The organism is Streptomyces sp. NBC_00224, assembly GCF_041435195.1.
In the GTDB taxonomy this organism is placed as follows: Bacteria; Actinomycetota; Actinomycetes; order Streptomycetales; family Streptomycetaceae; genus Streptomyces.
Map to the genome: position 1 here is coordinate 4,979,739 of NZ_CP108106.1, position 18,281 is coordinate 4,998,019.

Here is an 18,281-nt window from a genome sequence, read left to right on the forward strand (position 1 = left end):
GGGGCTCAACGGCCCCAGAGTCTTGACACCCGTTCATGAGTCGGAACGGGCTCTCCGTGGAGAGACCGTGTCCGTAGGGCTTCAACGGTACCTGCTTCCGCGGCCATACGGTACGCCGCCCGCATGACGTGCCACTTCGCAGAACCCGCAAGGTGCCCTTTCCTCGCTGGTCAACCGCGATTTTAACCCCTTCTTGGCGTCCGACCCGCCGACCGGCGTGAGTCTTCTCTCGCCGGTCGGCGGATCGGCTGCCGGGGGGCGTCAGCGCTTGCGCGCCTCCGCCATGCGCTGCTCGGCGATCCGGTCGGCCGCGGCGGCCGGCGGAATGCCGTCTTCCTTCGCACGTGCGAATATGGCCAACGTGGTGTCGAAGATCTTCGCGGCCTTCGCCTTGCAGCGGTCGAAGTCGAAGCCGTGCAGCTCGTCGGCGACCTGGATCACGCCACCGGCGTTGACCACGTAGTCGGGCGCGTAGAGGATCGCGCGGTCCGCGAGGTCCTTCTCGACGCCCGGGTGCGCCAGCTGGTTGTTGGCCGCGCCGCACACGATCCTCGCGGTGAGGACCGGGACGGTCTCGTCGTTCAGGGCGCCGCCGAGCGCGCAGGGGGCGTAGATGTCCAGGCCCTCCACGCGGATCAGCGCGTCCGTGTCGGCGACCGCGGTGACGCTGCCCGGGTGCTTGTCGAGGATCCGGCGTACCGATTCCTCACGCACATCGGTGATCACGACCTCGGCGCCGTCCGCCACCAGGTGCTCCACCAGGTAGTGGCCCACCTTGCCGACGCCCGCGACGCCGACCTTGCGGCCGCGCAGCGTGGGGTCGCCCCACAGGTGCTGGGCGCTGGCCCGCATGCCCTGGAAGACGCCGAAGGCGGTGAGCACAGAGGAGTCGCCCGCGCCGCCGTTCTCGGGGGAGCGGCCGGTCGTCCACCGGCACTCGCGCGCCACGACGTCCATGTCCGCCACATACGTGCCGACGTCGCACGCCGTCACGTAACGGCCGCCGAGCGAGGCCACCATCCGCCCGTAGGCGAGCAGCAGTTCGTCCGTCTTGACCGTCTCGGGGTCGCCGATGATCACGGCCTTGCCGCCGCCGTGGTCGAGCCCGGCCATGGCGTTCTTGTACGACATGCCGCGGGAGAGGTTGAGCGCGTCGGCGACGGCCTCGGCCTCGCTCGCGTAGGGGTAGAAGCGCGTTCCGCCGAGGGCCGGGCCCAGGGCGGTGGAGTGGATGGCGATGACGGCTTTGAGGCCCGAGGCGCGGTCCTGGCACAGCACGACTTGTTCATGGCCGCCCTGGTCCGAACGGAACAGGGTGTGCAGAACGTCTGCTGAGCTGACAGCGTCGCCGGTCACATCGGTCACGGTGGTGACTCCCAAGTACGAAGCGGCGTTTAACGGCCCGCTTGTGGGTGGGGCGGGCCGTGTCGCGGCCCGCCCGGGGCCGCGCTGGGAGCAGAGTAAGTCCTACGCGTCCGTAGATCAGGCGCAGTGCCGAGGATCACCCTCCGTCCCCGCCCGCGCGTGGGACGATTCGACGCATGGCGGTGGTGTCCTCGGTGATCGTCCCGTACGCGTCCTATCTGCGGGTGTACGAGCCGCTGGCGGCCTTCCCCGAACCGGAGCGCGCCCACTGGACCCGTTACGCGGAGCGCGGGCGCACCCCAGGTGCCCAGGACGAACTCCGGCGCGCGCTGGCGGATCTGGTGCCGACCCCGCCGGTGGCGGTGCCGGTCCACGAGAGCGCGGACGCGTTCGTGGCCGAGGTCGACGGGGTGGTGTGCGTCTGCCCGTGGCGGACCCGGCTGCGCGGCTGGCAGGCCCTGGAGGGGCTGCCCGGCCAGTTCCCGGAGCCGGTGCTCGACGCGCTGCTGCCGCCGGTGGTGCGCCGGCAGGCCGCGTCGGACTACGAGCGGTGGCGGGAGAGGAACCCGGACGCCCGGCCATGGATCCTGACAGCGGTCTGGCACATCCCTGTGAGCTGGTTCACGGTCTTTTCGGACGAGGAGAGGGAGTATGTCCGGGCGGAGAGCGGCGCGGCACCCGTGCTGCGCTACCGCACCCCGATGGTCCAGGCCCGGCGCCGCCTCGCGCGGGCGCTCAGGACGCTGCGCGACCACATCGACGAAGGACCTCTGACCGAGGAGCTCGTCGACGTGGGGCGCTGGCTGGAGGAGTTCCATCCGCGCTCGCTGGTCGAGCTGGACTACGGGGGTCTGGTGCACGCCCTGCCGCAGGCGCGCCTGGAGGAGGACCGCTCGGCGGCCGACGTGGCCGAGGGGATCGCCGCACTGCGCGCCGGAGACGGCGCGGGGGCGGCCAGGGCGTACGAGCGCTTCACGGAGCGCTGGCGGGCCGTCAGGGAGCGCCGGCTCGCGAACTGAGGGACCGTCGGACTGAGGGGGCGTCGGCACGGGCCGCGCGCTGACCCGTTCGGGTGAGCATCTTCGTACGGCTGAGTGACCTTTCCGGCCGTGTGCTCGGGACGTAGGTCCTGATCCGGGCCTTTGCCCCAAGCGTGACGGACCGCACTTTCTGGGCCCTTGCGTCGATCCCCCACCCTCGTGCCAAAATAGGACAAGGAGTCCGGTGAGGGCTCCTTCCGTCCAACTAAGGGCGGATTGCTTGGTATTGCCTGCTATGGGGGGTCTGATGACTCCTGATCGCTCTGTGACTGATCGTCACTGTGGCGTGACTGTCCGCTATGGCATGGTCCATCGGCTTCCGTCGCTGATGAACACCTGGGAGGGCAATTCCATCGGTTTGGCCGACGTGGCTGGACAGATGGTGTAGTTGTAGTGCCGAGGACAAGCCGTTCGTCCTATAACCGACTCGGCTCGCGTCCGCCATTTCGGGCAACGCGGGTCAAGGTGCAGAATTTAGAGGAAAGAACCGAGAAGGTTCGGTTCTCCCGAGGAGGCCGCTCATGACCGCTCGCACCCCTGATGCCGAGCCGCTGCTGACCCCGGCTGAGGTTGCCACGATGTTCCGCGTGGACCCGAAGACGGTCACCCGCTGGGCGAAGGCGGGCAAGCTCACGTCCATCCGCACGCTGGGTGGACACCGCCGGTACCGCGAAGCAGAGGTCCGTGCGCTGCTTGCGGGTATTCCGCAGCAGCGTAGCGAGGCCTGAACAACACCCCAATAACGGGCATTCCGGGGCCCCCACCCCGGTCGCCCACCCCATAGCTCCACTGACGACAGGCCTGCCCCAACGGGCTCACCGTCATCGGCCGCGCTGGACTCCGCCGGGTCCAGCGCGGTCTTTTTTATGCCCCGATCCGGGACGGTCCGGGCCGTCTGGGGGTGCTTCGCGGAGCTTGCCGCAGACCCCTGCGGGGGTGGGTGCAATTGCACATATTAAATTGGGAGGTTGTAGGTGCGGCGTAAGTTCCCCGGTTCCCAAAACTTGTTCGGTGACTCCCGTCACACCGCCGCGACCGCCCTCTGAAGAGAGCCTGCCACCGTCGGGGGCGCCGCCAACCCGCCATTGGTCACCGCTCGGCGGGACTTTCGTCCCCGGGCAGTGGCTCGGGCAGCGCCTCGCGCAGCGGCTCGGGGAGAGGCGCGGGCAGAGGCGCGGGGAGTGCGTCGGGGAGTACGAGGAGGGGCTCGGGCTCGGAGAGCTCCATGGCGAGCCGCAGGAGGCGCGAACAGACGGGGCAGTGCCGGGTGACGTGCCGGTAGCCGCTCGCGGCCGACAGATGGGCGCGCAGCAGCGCCCGAGTCTCGTGCCTCACGGACGACGCCGTCATGCGCCACCTCCCGGGTGGGACCCGCTGCCTCCTCCTTGGGTACCGGTGGCAGATGACCCCGTCAAGACGGCCGGAAAAGCCAAGTGGGCCCGGATCCATACGGATCCGGGCCCACTTGTTACTGCGGTCCTGACGGGATTTGAACCCGCGGCCTCCACCTTGACAGGGTGGCGAGCACTCCAAGCTGCTCCACAGGACCAGGTTTCGCAGCCAGTGCTTGCTCCTTGGCTGCGAGAGAAACTGTACAGCAGGTCAGCTGGTCAGGTCGAACTCACTCAGGGAGAGGGGCTCGTCACGGCGCCGCCGCGTCGATCGCCTTCACGATCCGCTTGTCCGAGACGGGGAACGCGGTGCCCAGCGCGTGCGCGAAGTAGCTCACCCGCAGCTCCTCGATCATCCAGCGGATGTCCAGGACCTCCCGCGGCACCGGCCGCCCCTGCGGCATCTGCTCAAGGAGCCACGCGTACTCGTCCTGCATCTCGTGGACCTTCTCCATGCGCGTGGTGTCGCGCTGCACGGACGTCGGCATCTGCTGCAGGCGCCGGTCCACCGCCACCAGATAGCGCATCAGGTCCGGCAGTCGGCGCAGCCCCGTCGCGGTCACGAACCCGGCCGGCATCAGGGCCGCCAGCTGATCCCGTACGTCCTGGAGGTTGTTGATCAGGACCAGGCTGTTCGTGGCCTTCAGCCGGCGCTCGCACGCCTGCCAGGCGGCCAGGATCTGCTGGACCTGGCCGACGGTCCGTACGGTCGCGTCGACGAGGTCGGCGCGCACCTTGTCGTACAGCTTGCGGAACGACTCCTCGTCCCACGCCGGGCCCCCGTGGTCCGCGATCAGCTTGTCGGCGGCGGCCATCGCGCAGTCGTCGAAGAGCGCCTGGATGGAGCCGTGCGGATTGCGGGACAGGGCGAGCTTGTGCTGGTTGGTCAGCTTGTCCGAGGCGAACTTCGCCGGGTTCACCGGGATGTTCAGGAGGATCAGCTTCCGGGTGCCGCGCCACATCGCCTGCTGCTGCTCGGCCTCGGTGTCGAAGAGCCGTACGGACACGGTCTCGCCGGAGTCGACCAGCGCCGGGTACGCCTTCACCGGCTGGCCCGCGCGCTTGGTCTCGAAGACCTTCGTCAGGGTGCCGATCGTCCAGTCGGTGAGGCCCGTGCGCTCGATGGACACCCCGCCCGACGGGGCGGCCGCCGCGGCGGCCTGGGAGAGCGCCTGGCGGGCCTTGGGGCGCAGCTGGAGCTTGAGCGCCTCCAGGTCCTTGTCCTCGGCCAGCTTGCGGCGCCGCTCGTCGACGATGCGGTACGTGATCTTCAGATGGTCCGGGACGCGCGTCAGGTCGAAGTCGTCGGCCGTGACCGGGACCCCGACCATCCGCTGGAGCTCGCGCGCCAGCGTCACCGGCAGCGGCTCCTGCAACGGCACCGCACGCTCCAGGAACTTCGTCGCGAAGTTCGGCGCGGGCACGTAGTGGCGGCGGATCGGCTTGGGGAGGGAGCGGATGAGCTCCGTCACGACCTCCCCGCGCAGGCCGGGGATCTGCCAGTCGAAGCCCTCGTCCGTGACCTGGTTGAGGACCTGGAGCGGGATGTGGACGGTGACGCCGTCCGCGTCCGCGCCCGGCTCGAACTGGTAGGTGACCTTGAACTTCAGCCGGTCCTGGCGCCAGTTGTCCGGATAGTCGTCCTTGGTGACGGCGAGCGCCGACTCCCGGATGAGCATCTCCCGCTCGAAGTCCAGGAACTCCGGCTCGTCGTGCCGCTTGTGCTTCCACCAGGAGTCGAAGTGGGCGCCGGAGACGACGTGTTCGGGCACCCGCTGGTCGTAGAAGTCGAAGAGCGTCTCGTCGTCGACCAGGATGTCGCGGCGCCGCGCCCGGTGCTCCAGCTCCTCGACCTCGGTCAGGAGCTTGCGGTTGTCGGCGAAGAACTTGTGGTGGGTGCGCCAGTCGCCCTCGACCAGCGCGTTGCGGATGAACAGCTCGCGTGAGGCCTCCGCGTCGATGCGGCCGTAGTTCACCTTGCGGTTGGCGACGATCGGCACGCCGTAGAGCGTGACCCTCTCGTACGCCATCACCGCGGCCTGGTCCTTCTCCCAGTGCGGCTCGCTGTAGGTGCGTTTGACCAGGTGCTGGGCGAGCGGCTCGATCCACTCGGGCTCGACCTTCGCGTTGACCCGCGCCCACAGGCGGGAGGTCTCCACGAGCTCGGCCGACATGAGGACCTTGGGCTGCTTCTTGAAGAGCGCGGACCCCGGGAAGATCGCGAACTTGGCGCTGCGGGCGCCCAGGTACTCGTTCTTGTCGGTGTCCTTGAGCCCGATGTGGGAGAGGAGACCGGCGAGGAGCGAGGTGTGGACGGACTGCTCCGGCGCGTCCTCCTCGTTGAGGTGGATGCCCATGGTCTTGGCGACCGTCCGCAGCTGGGAGTAGATGTCCTGCCACTCCCGGATGCGCAGGAAGTTCAGATACTCCTGCTTGCACATCCGGCGGAAGCTGGAGGAGCCGCGCTCCTTCTGCTGCTCGCGCACGTACCGCCACAGGTTGAGGAAGGCGAGGAAGTCGCTGGTCTCGTCCTTGAAGCGGGCGTGCTGCTGGTCGGCCTGCGTCTGCTTGTCGGACGGCCGCTCGCGCGGGTCCTGGATGGAGAGCGCGGCCGCGATGACCATGACCTCGCGGACACAGCCGTTCTTGTCGGCCTCCAGGACCATCCGGGCGAGGCGCGGGTCGACCGGCAGCTGGGCGAGCTTGCGGCCCATCGGGGTCAGCCGCTTGCGGGGGTCCTTCTCCGCCGGGTCCAGCGCGTGCAGCTCCTGGAGGAGCTGGACGCCGTCGCGGATGTTGCGGTGGTCCGGCGGGTCGATGAAGGGGAACTTCTCGATCTCGCCGAGCCCGGCGGCGGTCATCTGGAGGATGACGGAGGCCAGGTTGGTACGGAGGATCTCCGCGTCGGTGAACTCCGGGCGGGAGAGGAAGTCGTCCTCGGAGTAGAGCCGGATGCAGACGCCGTCGCTGGTACGGCCGCAGCGGCCCTTGCGCTGGTTGGCGCTGGCCTGCGAGACCGCCTCGATGGGCAGCCGCTGCACCTTGGTGCGATGGCTGTAGCGGGAGATACGGGCGGTGCCCGGGTCGATCACGTACTTGATGCCCGGGACCGTCAGGGAGGTCTCGGCGACGTTGGTCGCGAGGACGATCCGGCGGCCGGAGTGCTGCTGGAAGACGCGGTGCTGCTCGGCGTGGCTCAGGCGCGCGTACAGCGGGAGCACTTCCGTGGACCGGAGGTTCTTCTTGTTGAGCGCGTCCGCCGTGTCGCGGATCTCGCGCTCCCCGGAGAGGAAGACCAGGATGTCGCCGGGACCCTCGGACTGGAGCTCGTCGACGGCGTCGCAGATCGCGGTGATCTGGTCGCGGTCGGCGTCCTCGGAGTCCTCCTCCAGGAGCGGGCGGTAGCGCACCTCGACCGGATACGTACGGCCGCTGACCTCGACGATCGGCGCTTCCCCGAAGTGGCGCGAGAAGCGCTGGGGGTCGATGGTCGCCGAGGTGATGACGACCTTCAGGTCAGGGCGCCTGGGCAGCAGCTGGGCCAGATAGCCCAGCAGGAAGTCGATGTTGAGGGACCGCTCGTGGGCCTCGTCGATGATGATCGTGTCGTACGCGCGCAGCTCGCGGTCCGTCTGGATCTCCGCGAGCAGGATGCCGTCCGTCATCAGCTTGACGAAGGTCGCGTCCTGGTCGACCTGGTCGGTGAACCGGACCTTCCAGCCGACCGCCTCGCCGAGCGGGGTCTTCAGCTCGTCGGCGATCCGGTCCGCGACCGTACGGGCCGCGATCCGGCGGGGCTGGGTGTGCCCGATCATGCCGCGCACGCCCCGGCCCAGCTCCATACAGATCTTGGGGATCTGGGTGGTCTTGCCGGAGCCGGTCTCACCCGCGACGATCACGACCTGGTGGTCCCGTATCGCCTCCAGGATCGTGTCCTTCTTCTGGCTGACCGGGAGCTGTTCCGGGTACGTGACCTCGGGCACGCGGGAGGCCCGCCGGGCGACGCGCTCGGCGGACTTCGCGGCCTCGGCGGCGATCTCGTCGAGCACGGCCTGCCGGGCGTCGGGCTTCTTGATGCGGCGGGCGCCTTCCAGACGGCGGCCGAGCCGATGGGCGTCACGCAGCGAGATCTCGGCCAGCAGGGTCTGGAGATCGGCAAAGGAAGTAGACATACCTGGTTCAGGATCTCACCCGCCGCGCGGCAGTGGCGAACGCATTTCGGCAGCGGCCCGCCGCGCCCGTACCATTTCGGGCATGCCCCGCACCCACGCCCCGCACCGCCGCCTCGCGGCCGCGCTGCTGATGGTGCTCGGGGTGGTGACGGTGCTGCTGTGCGGTCCGTCCCCGGCGACGGCGGCCGGCCCGCACACACAGGCGGCCGTCTCCGTTCTCTCCGACAGCTCGCCCGGCTGCAAGCAGGGCGGCAAGCAGGACAGGAGCGGCGATCCGGCCGCGCCGGTGCGGGCCCGTACCGCGTACGACCAGGCCCCGGCCGTGGGGGAGCGGATCGCCCCGGCCACGCTCGCCGCGCAGGCCGCCGAGCACCGCACCCCGCCGGTGCGCGGCCCCACCCTCGCCGCCCCCACACCCGTCGAACTCTCCGTACTGAGGGTCTAGACGGCCGGTCCCACGACCGGCCGTCCCTTTCCCCTCCACATACACGGAGACCCGTATGTCCAAGTCCAAGGGCACCCCTGCGCCCAAGTCCGAGCCGTCGAAGTCCAAGAAGCCGTTCCTGATCGGTGCGGCCGTGGTCGTGGCCGCCGCCGTCCTCGGGATCGCCTCCTACCAGGCGACGTCCTCCGGCCCGAAGAAGAGCGACTCCGCCGCCTCCTCCGACGCCGTCGAGCCGCCCGCCGGCACCTTCCCCGAGCTGGAGAAGCTGGCCCGCCGCGACGGCAAGGACCCGCTCGCCCAGGGCCGCGCGGACGCGCCCGTCGTGATGATCGAGTACGCCGACTTCAAGTGCTCGTACTGCGGCAAGTTCGCCCGCGACACCGAACCCGCGCTGGTGAAGAAGTACGTCGACGCCGGCACCCTGCGCATCGAATGGCGCAACATGCCGATCTTCGGCGCCGAGTCGGAGGCCGCGGCGCGCGCGGCCTGGGCGGCCGGGCAGCAGGGCCGCTTCTGGCAGTTCCACACGGCGGCGTACGCCCAGGGCTCCAAGGAGAAGGGCTTCGGCAAGGACCGGCTGCGGGCGCTGGCCGGGCAGGCGGGCGTGGCCGACCTGGACCGCTTCGTCCGGGACGCGGACGGCGACGCGGCGAAGGCGGCGGTGAAGAAGGACCAGGACGAGGCGTACGCGCTGGGCGCGAGCTCGACGCCGTCGTTCGTGATCAACGGCCGCCCGCTGGCCGGCGCCCAGCCGCTGGACACCTTCGCGCAGGCCGTCGACGAGGCGGCGAAGTACAAGGCCGCGCAGGCCGCAGGGCCGAAGGGGACCGGAAAGTGACCCCGGACATCGGCTATCTGGCCGCGTTCCTGGGCGGTCTGCTCGCGCTGCTCAGCCCGTGCAGCGCCCTGCTGCTCCCGGCCTTCTTCGCGTACTCGATCGACTCCACCTCCCGCCTCCTGGCCCGCACCGGCATCTTCTACGCGGGCCTGGCCACCACCCTGGTCCCGCTCGGCGCGGCGGGCTCGTACGCGGGCCGCCTCTTCTACGGCCACCGCGACCAGCTGGTCCTCTTCGGCGGCTGGCTGATCATCGCGCTCGGCGCCGCCCAGATCCTCGGCATGGGCTTCGCCAGCCGCCGTATGACCGAGCTGTCGGGCCGCATCCGCCCGACCACGGCCGCCTCGGTCTACGCGCTCGGCGCGGTCTACGGGCTGGCGGGCTTCTGCGCCGGGCCCATCCTGGGCAGCGTCCTGACGGTGGCGGCGGTCAGCGGCAGCCCGGCCTACGGCGGTCTGCTGCTCGCGGTGTACGCGCTGGGGATGGCGGCCCCGCTGTTCCTGCTGGCGCTGCTCTGGGAGCGCTTCGGGCTCGGCCGCCGCCGCTGGCTGCGCGGCCGGGTAGTGCGCCTCGGCCGCTTCGAGCTGCACACCACCTCGCTGCTCTCGGGCCTGTTCTTCATCGTCCTGGGCGGCCTGTTCCTGGCGTACGACGGGGCCACGGCCCTGCCCGGGCTGCTCGACGTCGACGACTCGTACGCGGCCGAGCAGTGGGCCCGCTCGTTCGGCGACACCGTCCCGGACTGGGCGCTGCTTGTGGCCGTGGTGGCGGTGGCCGGCCTTGTCCTCGGCGTACGCGGATGGCGCGGCCGGGAGCGCGAGCCGGAGTGAGGAACGAGGAAGGGCCCCGTCCAGTGGACGGGGCCCTTCGGCTGTGGCTGGGGCCGGGGTCGAACCGGCGACCTATCGCTTTTCAGGCGATCGCTCGTACCAACTGAGCTACCCAGCCACGAAGTTCCTCGCGGAACTTCAGCGGTCCTGACGGGATTTGAACCCGCGGCCTCCACCTTGACAGGGTGGCGAGCACTCCAAGCTGCTCCACAGGACCAAGCTATGTGCGAGCACAAGTCTCGCACACGTTAAAGCGTGCCCCCAACGGGATTCGAACCCGTGCTACCGCCTTGAAAGGGCGGCGTCCTGGGCCACTAGACGATGAGGGCTAAGGGCCCACCTGGGCGCTTTGCAGCGCGTCGGGGACGTGAGAAGCATATGGGATGGGGGGAGCTATCGCCAAAACGGTTTCCCGGGGGCCGGTCGGGGGCCCGTCGGCGGCCGGTTGGGGGGCTCGCGCGCGGGGCGGGCCGGGGCGGGTCCGCGCCCCATGCGTGACAATGGCCGCGTGCTGGAGATGACGCGCGAGGAGTTCGAGGAACTGGTCGCCGAGGCGCTGGACCGCATCCCGCCGGAGCTGACGCGGCTGATGGACAACGTCGCCGTGTTCGTCGAGGACGAGCCCGCCCCCGACGACCCCGAGCTGCTCGGGCTCTACGAGGGGACTCCGCTCACCGACCGCGGCGAGTGGTACGCGGGCGTGCTCCCCGACCGGATCACCATCTACCGGGGCCCGGCCCTGCGGATGTGCGAGTCGCGCGAGGACGTGGTCGCCGAGACCGAGGTGACCGTCGTCCACGAGATCGCCCACCACTTCGGCATCGACGACGAGCGGCTGCACGCGCTGGGCTACGGGTGAGCGGGCGCGAGCGGCCGGAGGCGATCGACTCCGACGTCGACCTCCACGTTCCGGCCCAGCGCGCCGAGACGGCCGGGGGCGCGAAGTGGCCGGTGCTCGCGGTGATCTCGGCGGGCGGGGCGCTGGGCGCGAGCGCCCGGTACGGGCTCGCGCTGGCCTGGCCGGTGCGGGCCGGCGGCTTCCCGTGGTCGACGCTGCTGGTCAACGTCCTGGGCTGCGCCCTCATCGGCGTCCTGATGCCGCTGATCAGCGAGGGCGGGCGGCGTGCGCACCACCTGGTGCGACCGTTCCTCGGCGTCGGCGTGCTCGGCGGCTTCACCACCTTCTCGACGTACGCCGTGGAGGTCTCGCGCCTGCTCGCCCGCCAGCAGGCGGGGCCGGCGATGGCCTACGCGGCCGGGACGCTCCTCGGGGCGCTCGGCGCGGTGTGGGCGGCGGCGACGGTGACCCGGCGGGCGCTGGCCGCGCGGGCCGGGGCGGGGTACGAGGTGCCGACGCCGTGACCTGGCTGCTCGTGATCGTGGGCGCGGCGGTCGGCGCGCCACTGCGCTATCTGACGGACCGTGCGGTGCAGGCCCGCCACGACTCGGTGTTCCCCTGGGGAACGTTCGTCGTCAACGCGGCCGGGAGCCTGCTGCTCGGCGCGCTCACCGGCGCCGCCGCCGCCACGGACACGTACGCGCTGCTCGGCACCGGTCTGTGCGGCGCGCTCACCACGTACTCGACGTTCTCGTACGAGACGCTCCGACTGGCCGAGCGCGGCTGGAAGTTCCTCGCGGCGGCGAACGTGGCGGCCTCGGTGCTCGTCGGGCTCGGCGCGGTGTTCCTGGGGGCGGGGCTGACGGGCGGCACCCTGGCGTGACGCGGCACTCTGGCGTAACGCGACCGGGTCCCGCCCCGACCTGATCGGGCGGGACCGGATTCGCCGTCACCGGACCACCCGTCGGAATCCCGTTCGTACGGGCGGGTCCCCGGGCGTGTCCCCGGCGGGGAAATGGGAGTTGGGCAAGGAGACCCTGCCCCGCCCCGCGCCCCGGAGGCCACCCGTGCGCCAGTTGTCCGCCCCCGTTCGTTTGGCCGTGACCGCGCTGGTCGTCGCGGCGTCGGCGGGCTGCATGAGTGTGAGCGACGACGGGAAGGCCCCCAAGCCGTCGGTCTCCGCCGGGCGCGAGGGGGCGGCGGCCGAGTCGGACGGGGTCGCCGCGGTCTCCGCCGGGGCCGGCAAGGGCCGGCCCGGCAAGCACGGCGGGAAGGCGTCCCCGGGGGCCTCGGCGGCCCCGAGCCCGAGCGGGTCGGCGAGCGGTGCGGGCCCGGCCTCGCCCGGTGGGCGCCCCCGGCCGCAGAACCCGGTGCCCCCCGGCGGCGGCACCGTGGGCGGCCCCTCCGCGCCCCCGCAGCAGCCCTCCCAGCCGCCCGCCTCGCCGACCCCGCCCGCGCCCCCGACGAGCCAGCCGCCGCCGGACCCGCCGGCGAGCCCGAAGCCGAGCGACTCGCCGTCCGCCTCCCCGGCCGCCGACACCCGCACCACGGCCCTGCGCGACCTCGGCCAGGGCCCCGCCACCCGGACCGAGCCGGCGGCATCTCCGCAGGTGGGGCCGGTCTAGAGGGGGTCGGCCAGCCCTGTGTGACGTGGATCGCAGGGGGAGTGGTTTGCGCTCCTGCGGGGGGAGTGCGTATGGTAGTAGATCGTTTGATCCCATTGCCCGGCGCCGACACAGAAGAGCGCCGTGTGGCGCGTACTCTCCCTAGCCGTGGCTGACCGCATTGAGGCGGTCGAATTGCGATTCACGGAGTTTGGGCGCGTGCCGAGACTCCGGAAGGTTTCGCATTTCGCATGTCCATTTCCAGTTCTGACCACGCCGTCATGCCCGAGAACGACGAGATCACCGAGATCGTCGTCGTCGACGAGGCCGTCGAGACCATCGACGCCGTAGCGGCCGAGATCACCGAGGCCGACGAGGCCGCCGAGCCGACCGTCACCTTCGCGGACCTCGGTCTGCCCGAGGGCGTCGTGCGCAAGCTCGCCCAGAACGGCGTGACCACCCCCTTCCCGATCCAGGCCGCGACCATCCCGGACGCCCTGGCCGGCAAGGACATCCTCGGCCGCGGCCGCACCGGCTCCGGCAAGACCCTCTCCTTCGGTCTGCCGACCCTGGCGCAGCTCGCCGGCGGCCACACCGAGAAGAAGAAGCCCCGCGCGATCATCCTCACGCCGACGCGTGAGCTCGCGATGCAGGTCGCGGACGCCCTCCAGCCGTACGGCGACGTGCTCGGCCTGAAGATGAAGGTCGTCTGCGGCGGTACCTCGATGAGCAACCAGATCTACGCCCTGGAGCGCGGCGTCGACGTCCTCGTCGCCACCCCGGGCCGACTGCGCGACCTCATCAACCGCGGCGCCTGCTCGCTCGCGAACGTCCAGGTCGCCGTCCTCGACGAGGCCGACCAGATGTCCGACCTGGGCTTCCTGCCCGAGGTCACCGAGCTGCTCGACCAGATCCCCGGCGGCGGCCAGCGCATGCTCTTCTCCGCCACCATGGAGAACGAGATCAGCACGCTGGTCAAGCGCTACCTGACCAACCCGGTCACGCACGAGGTCGACAGCGCGCAGGGCAACGTCTCGACCATGACCCACCACGTCCTCGTCGTGAAGCCGAAGGACAAGGCGCCGGTCACGGCCGCGATCGCCGCCCGCAAGGGCCGCACGATCATCTTCGTCCGCACCCAGCTGGGCGCGGACCGCATCGCCGAGCAGCTGTGCGAGTCGGGCGTGAAGGCCGACGCGCTGCACGGCGGCATGACCCAGGGCGCGCGTACCCGAGTCCTTGAGGACTTCAAGAAGGGCTACGTCAACGCGCTCGTCGCCACCGACGTCGCCGCGCGCGGCATCCACGTCGACGGCATCGACCTGGTCCTCAACGTGGACCCGGCCGGCGACCACAAGGACTACCTGCACCGTTCGGGCCGTACCGCCCGGGCCGGCAAGTCCGGCGTCGTCGTGTCGCTGTCCCTGCCGCACCAGCGCCGTCAGATCTTCCGGCTGATGGAGGACGCGGGCGTCGACGCCTCGCGCCACATCATCCAGAGCGCCGGCGCCTTCGACCCCGAGGTCGCCGAGATCACCGGTGCCCGTTCGCTGACCGAGGTCCAGGCCGACTCCGCGAACAACGCCGCCAAGCAGGCCGAGCGCGAGGTCGCCGAGCTCACCAAGCAGCTGGAGCGTCTGACGCGCCGCGCCGGCGAGCTCCGCGAGGAGGCCGACCGCCTGGTCGCCCGTTCCGCCCGTGAGCGCGGCGAAGACGCCGAGGGCGTTGCGGCAGCTGTCGCCGAGGTGGCCGAGGCCGCCGAGGCCGAGGTCGCGGCCGCCGTCGTGGCCGCCGAGCCGGCCGCGCAGGAGCGCCCGGCGTACGACCGCGACCGCCGTGACGACCGGGGCAACTTCGACCGCCGCGAGCGTCGTGACGACCGCGGTGACCGTGGTGGCTTCCGCCGCGACGACCGCCCGTCCGGTGGCTTCAACCGCGACCGCAACGACCGTGGTTTCGAGCGTCGTGACGACAACCGTGGTGGCGGCTTCCGCCGCGACGACCGTCGTGACGACAACCGTGGCGGTGGCTTCCGCTCCGGTGGCGGCGACCGCCCGTCGGGCGGCTTCAACCGCGACCGTAACGACCGTGGTTTCGAGCGTCGTGACGACAACCGTGGTGGCGGCTTCAACCGTGACCGCAACGACCGCCCCTCCGGTGGCTTCCGCTCCGGCGGCAGCGGCGACCGTCCGTCCGGTGGCTTCAACCGTGACCGCAATGACCGTGGTTTCGAGCGTCGTGACGACAACCGTGGTGGCGGCTTCAACCGTGACCGCAACGACCGCCCCTCCGGTGGCTTCCGCTCCGGTGGCGGCGACCGCCCGTTCAACCGTGACCGCAACGACCGCCCCTCGGGCGGCTTCCGCTCCGGCGGCAGCGGCGACCGCCCGTACGGCCGTCGCGACGACCACCGTGGTGGCACCGGCACCGGCACGAACACCGGCTCCTTCGGGCGCCGTGACGACAAGCCGCGCTGGAAGCGCAACGACTGACGCTGAGTCCCAGTAGCGAGTGAAGGGCCCGTACGGCACCCACCGGGTGCGGTACGGGCCCTTCCGTTTCCCCGCGTAATCCCAAGTCACCGTGTCAGTGGCTGCTGTTAAGGTCGAGCTCGTATGGGGGGTTTCGAAGAGCCGGGGGGCTTTTCTGCGCATCGCTGCAGCGCGGTACATCGCGCGCCGTGCGCCCTCCCACGCCTGAACGGCTTCGGGAGTATCAACTTGAGACGTCACACACTCGTACGGAACGCGATCGCCGCAGTCACCGCGCTCGGCATCGCGGCCGCCGTCGCCCCGCTGGCCACGGCGCCGGCCTTCGCGGCGGACGCACCGGCGGAGCTCACCGTTCCCGCCGAGCACACGCCCGACTACAACGCGACCGTGATCAACGGCGCCGGCGAGACCGGCTATCTGTCCGGCTGGACCCAGGCCGGGTTCAACTGGACCTCGTACGCGGACGGCTCCACCGCGCCGGTCGTCATGCCGCAGGGCATGACCACCGCATGGGGCACCGGCACGGACACCCTCGTCCTCACCGGCAAGGACGACCGCGTGGTCGTCCAGCGGAACATGAAGGACGGCTCGGACCGGACCCTGCCGCTGCCCGAGGGCCAGCGGTTCGCGGGGACCTTCGGCGATGTCGTGGTCACCGACGGCGTCCTCGGCATGCGGCTGCTGTCCTGGGAGGACGGCAAGGTCAAGGAGACGCCGGTCGGCGGGGCCGGCCAGGTCCACTCGCTCTACCAGGGCAACAAGGACGGCATCTTCGTCCAGAAGGACCTGTCCGGCATGACCATGATCGGCTGGCTGGGCCGTGACGGCATCGCCCGCACCACCCACCTCCAGGCGGAGCAGTTCGACAACGGCAAGATCGAGGTCGGCGGCGACCGCGCGGTCCAGTGGACCAAGGACGGCAAGGCCACGGTCTGGAAGACCTCGGACTTCTGGGCGTCCACGGACCAGCTGACGATCCCCGGGTACGAGAACTCGCAGCTGCTCGGCGCGGTCGGCGACAACGTCCTGGTGGCGCGCCGGATCTCCACCGGCGATCAGCAGCGGTACTCCTCGCTCGACTACCGCGTGGTCGCCGTGCCGCTCAAGGGCGGCCCCGAGCGGGTCGTCCTGGAGAAGGCCACCGCGATGGCCCGCTTCAAGGCCGACGGGACGATGCTGATCGGCGCGGTGGTCGACGGCCACCAGGGCGTGTACGCGGTGGGCTCCTCGCTGGAGGTCACCAAGGTCCGCGAGTCGCCCGCCCTCGCGTCGGTGCCCACGGCGCTCACCCTGGCGCAGGGCCGACTGAACACGGTGGACCGGGTGCCGGGCGAGGACGGCCCGAGCACGCGGCTGCGCGGCATCGACCTGTCGGTCACCGGCCCGCTGACGGCCGGTCAGCGCACCGACCGGGGCGCGGACGCCAAGGACTTCCCGGCCGCCCCGGGGGCCGACACCCCGGACATCCAGGCCACCGGCGACGGGCGCCTGGTGTACCGGCTCGCCGACGGCACGGTGAAGGTCCTCGACGAGGGCGGCAAGCTGCCCGCGCGCACGCTGGGCGTGAAGGCGGACGCGCTGCGCGTGTCGGGGCGCTACGCGGCGACGCGCAAGCAGGGCGACTCCGTGCGCGTCACCGACCTCGACACCGGCGCGGTCGTCTACACGGGCACCGGCTCCTCCGCCTTCGCCCTCTCGGGCAGCACGCTGTGGATCGGCGGCGAGCCGGGCGACGCGCAGGCGATCGACGTGCGTACGGGGAAGGCCCTGGGCAAGCGGATCACCGTCCCCTGCCTGATGACGTCCCTCCAGGCGCAGGGCGGCGACGTCTACTGGGAGTGCGACCGGGACAAGTCCGGGGTGTACGACACGGCGGCGGGGAAGAACACCGACCTGCCCGCCCACCAGGGCGCCCTGCTCGGTGACGGCTATGTCGCCTGGCAGAAGGACGGCGAGCTGAGCGTCACGGACGTGCACGGCGGGACCGGCACGCACAAGGTCGGCAAGCCCGCCGTGGCCAAGCCCGGCCAGGGCTGGACGGCCGACCGCTTCGGCGGCGCGGTGGCGTACGTGGACGCGCAGGGCGACACGCATGTGGCGCCGTCCGGGGTCCAGAGCGCTCCCGTACGCGCGCTGGACGAGGACTTCCCGGCGACGGTCGACACCAAGTCGGCTGCGCGGACGGTCCGTTGGTGGGCCTCGAAGCCGCTGGTCTCCTGGGAGATCGACCTGGTGGACCTGGCGACGCGGAACACGGTCCGCACCGCCACGGGCACCGAGACGCGCGGCCCGGTGCGGCTGGACTGGGACGGCAAGAACTCCTCCGGCAAGGACCTGCCGGCCGGTAAGTACGCCTGGAACGTGACGGCTGTCCCCGCCGACGGCGGCCCGGACCAGACGTTCACCACCCCGTTCGAGGTGAAGGGCACCACCGCTGCGGCCCCGCGCGACTACGTGGGCGCCGACGGCCTGGGCGACCTGCTCGCCGTCACTCCCGCCGGTGTCGCGGACTTCCGCGCGGGCGCCGACGGCAAGGTCGACGCGAAGGTGTCGGGCAGCGGCTGGACGGGCGCGAACGAGGTGTCGGCGGCGGTCCCGTTCGACGACGTGGACGGCGACGGCAAGAACGACGTCCTGGTCCGCCTGACGAGCGGCGAGCTCCGCGCGTACAAGCCGGCGGGCAAGGCCCTGACGCCGTCGACCCCGTACGCGAAGATCGGCTCTGGCTGGAACGCCTTCGACGTGCTGACGTCCCCGGGCGACATGACGGGCGACGGCCGGGCGGACCTGCTCGCCCGTGAGGCGTCCACCGGCGACCTCTACCTCTACGAGGCGAACGGCACGGGCAACTTCAAGGCCCGCGTGAAGATCGGCAGCGGCTTCAAGAACTACCTGGCGGCGTCGGGCGCGGGCGACCTGAACGGCGACGGCAACGCCGACCTGCTGGCCCGCGACGCGTCGGGCGTGCTGTGGCTGTACCCGAGCACGGGCAGCGGCACCCTGGCCACCCGTGTGAAGATCGGCGGCGGCTGGCAGGTCTACAACGCGCTGGTCGGCGCGGGTGACCTGAACGGTGACGGCAAGCCGGACCTGCTGGCGCGCGGCACGGACGGCGTCCTGTGGTCGTACCCGGGCGACGGCAAGGGGAACTTCGGCGGCCGCGTGAAGGTCGGCGGGGGCTGGCAGATGTACAAGTTCCTGTTCTAGTCCTCTTCCAGCAGGCGGCCCAGGGCTCACCCCTGGGCCGGTTTTTGGCCAACAGTTGG

The 18,281-nt window shown here is 71.2% G+C and carries 14 protein-coding genes and 4 tRNA genes; 11 read left to right on the forward strand and 7 right to left on the reverse strand.

The window, feature by feature from the left end:
• Nucleotides 1-261: 261 nt before the first annotated feature.
• Nucleotides 262-1,365 carry a Leu/Phe/Val dehydrogenase gene (locus OG965_RS22245; protein ID WP_371653834.1) on the reverse strand — a complete coding sequence of 368 codons (1,104 nt, stop codon included), beginning with the start codon at nt 1,363-1,365 and terminating at the stop codon, nt 262-264.
• Nucleotides 1,366-1,541: 176 nt separating this feature from the next.
• Here OG965_RS22245 and OG965_RS22250 point away from each other — a divergent pair, with 176 nt between their 5' ends.
• The gene (locus OG965_RS22250) at nt 1,542-2,384 is read left to right on the forward strand and encodes a hypothetical protein (protein WP_371653835.1); all 843 of its coding nucleotides are present in this window, start codon (nt 1,542-1,544) and stop codon (nt 2,382-2,384) included.
• Between the two features lie 542 nt (nt 2,385-2,926).
• The gene (gene bldC, locus OG965_RS22255) at nt 2,927-3,133 is read left to right on the forward strand and encodes a developmental transcriptional regulator BldC (RefSeq protein ID WP_003949541.1); all 207 of its coding nucleotides are present in this window, start codon (nt 2,927-2,929) and stop codon (nt 3,131-3,133) included.
• A 361-nt stretch (nt 3,134-3,494) separates the two neighbouring features.
• Here the strand turns inward: bldC and OG965_RS22260 are convergent, their stop codons facing one another.
• The 3 genes from OG965_RS22260 to hrpA form a co-directional block, all read right to left on the reverse strand.
• Complete coding sequence (locus OG965_RS22260) at nt 3,495-3,755, reverse strand: DUF6274 family protein (protein ID WP_371653836.1); 261 nt, start codon at nt 3,753-3,755, stop codon at nt 3,495-3,497.
• Nucleotides 3,756-3,879: 124 nt separating this feature from the next.
• Nucleotides 3,880-3,954: transfer RNA gene (locus tag OG965_RS22265), tRNA-Asp, on the reverse strand.
• 93 nt (nt 3,955-4,047) lie between these two features.
• Nucleotides 4,048-7,968, reverse strand: coding sequence for an ATP-dependent RNA helicase HrpA (hrpA, locus tag OG965_RS22270; RefSeq protein WP_371653837.1), 3,921 nt, complete (start codon nt 7,966-7,968; stop codon nt 4,048-4,050).
• Nucleotides 7,969-8,050: 82 nt separating this feature from the next.
• On the opposite strand from hrpA, the gene OG965_RS22275 reads away from it, so the two are divergent.
• Genes OG965_RS22275 through OG965_RS22285 form a run of 3 tightly spaced genes read left to right on the forward strand, consistent with a single transcriptional unit; the run spans nt 8,051 to nt 10,081 of the window.
• Nucleotides 8,051-8,413 carry a hypothetical protein gene (locus OG965_RS22275; RefSeq protein ID WP_371653838.1) on the forward strand — a complete coding sequence of 121 codons (363 nt, stop codon included), beginning with the start codon at nt 8,051-8,053 and terminating at the stop codon, nt 8,411-8,413.
• A 55-nt stretch (nt 8,414-8,468) separates the two neighbouring features.
• Complete coding sequence (locus OG965_RS22280) at nt 8,469-9,251, forward strand: DsbA family protein (protein WP_371653839.1); 783 nt, start codon at nt 8,469-8,471, stop codon at nt 9,249-9,251.
• Nucleotides 9,248-10,081 (forward strand): cytochrome c biogenesis CcdA family protein, encoded by an 834-nt coding sequence (locus tag OG965_RS22285; RefSeq protein ID WP_371653840.1) that lies wholly within the window; start codon nt 9,248-9,250, stop codon nt 10,079-10,081. Before OG965_RS22280 ends, OG965_RS22285 begins: the two co-directional genes overlap by 4 nt.
• 44 nt (nt 10,082-10,125) lie before the next feature.
• On the opposite strand, the gene OG965_RS22290 is transcribed toward OG965_RS22285, so the two are convergent.
• The 3 genes from OG965_RS22290 to OG965_RS22300 form a co-directional block, all read right to left on the reverse strand.
• A tRNA-Phe gene (locus OG965_RS22290) sits at nt 10,126-10,199 on the reverse strand.
• Between the two features lie 24 nt (nt 10,200-10,223).
• A tRNA-Asp gene (locus tag OG965_RS22295) sits at nt 10,224-10,298 on the reverse strand.
• Nucleotides 10,299-10,337: 39 nt separating this feature from the next.
• A tRNA-Glu gene (locus OG965_RS22300) sits at nt 10,338-10,410 on the reverse strand.
• Between the two features lie 179 nt (nt 10,411-10,589).
• Here OG965_RS22300 and OG965_RS22305 point away from each other — a divergent pair.
• From OG965_RS22305 to OG965_RS22330, 6 genes are all read left to right on the forward strand, one after another.
• Complete coding sequence (locus OG965_RS22305; RefSeq protein WP_371653841.1) at nt 10,590-10,940, forward strand: metallopeptidase family protein; 351 nt, start codon at nt 10,590-10,592, stop codon at nt 10,938-10,940.
• Nucleotides 10,937-11,443, forward strand: a complete 507-nt coding sequence (locus tag OG965_RS22310) for a CrcB family protein (protein WP_371653842.1) — start codon at nt 10,937-10,939, stop codon at nt 11,441-11,443. Before OG965_RS22305 ends, OG965_RS22310 begins: the two co-directional genes overlap by 4 nt.
• The gene (locus OG965_RS22315) at nt 11,440-11,802 is read left to right on the forward strand and encodes a CrcB family protein (protein ID WP_371653843.1); all 363 of its coding nucleotides are present in this window, start codon (nt 11,440-11,442) and stop codon (nt 11,800-11,802) included. Before OG965_RS22310 ends, OG965_RS22315 begins: the two co-directional genes overlap by 4 nt.
• Nucleotides 11,803-12,019: 217 nt before the next feature.
• Nucleotides 12,020-12,544, forward strand: coding sequence for a hypothetical protein (locus tag OG965_RS22320; protein ID WP_371653844.1), 525 nt, complete (start codon nt 12,020-12,022; stop codon nt 12,542-12,544).
• A gap of 230 nt (nt 12,545-12,774) precedes the next feature.
• Nucleotides 12,775-15,015: a DEAD/DEAH box helicase gene (locus OG965_RS22325; protein WP_371653845.1), complete on the forward strand. Its 2,241-nt coding sequence runs from the start codon at nt 12,775-12,777 to the stop codon at nt 15,013-15,015.
• Between the two features lie 228 nt (nt 15,016-15,243).
• Nucleotides 15,244-18,222 (forward strand): FG-GAP-like repeat-containing protein, encoded by a 2,979-nt coding sequence (locus tag OG965_RS22330; protein WP_371653846.1) that lies wholly within the window; start codon nt 15,244-15,246, stop codon nt 18,220-18,222.
• Nucleotides 18,223-18,281 lie beyond the last annotated feature (59 nt).

Coding starts and splice junctions, on each gene's coding strand:
- OG965_RS22250 (WP_371653835.1), top strand. CDS start 1,542: ATGGCGGTGGTGTCCTCGGTGATCGTCCCGTACGCGTCCTATCTGCGG.
- bldC (WP_003949541.1), top strand. CDS start 2,927: ATGACCGCTCGCACCCCTGATGCCGAGCCGCTGCTGACCCCGGCTGAG.
- OG965_RS22260 (WP_371653836.1), bottom strand. CDS start 3,755: ATGACGGCGTCGTCCGTGAGGCACGAGACTCGGGCGCTGCTGCGCGCC.
- hrpA (WP_371653837.1), bottom strand. CDS start 7,968: ATGTCTACTTCCTTTGCCGATCTCCAGACCCTGCTGGCCGAGATCTCG.
- OG965_RS22275 (WP_371653838.1), top strand. CDS start 8,051: ATGCCCCGCACCCACGCCCCGCACCGCCGCCTCGCGGCCGCGCTGCTG.
- OG965_RS22280 (WP_371653839.1), top strand. CDS start 8,469: ATGTCCAAGTCCAAGGGCACCCCTGCGCCCAAGTCCGAGCCGTCGAAG.
- OG965_RS22325 (WP_371653845.1), top strand. CDS start 12,775: ATGTCCATTTCCAGTTCTGACCACGCCGTCATGCCCGAGAACGACGAG.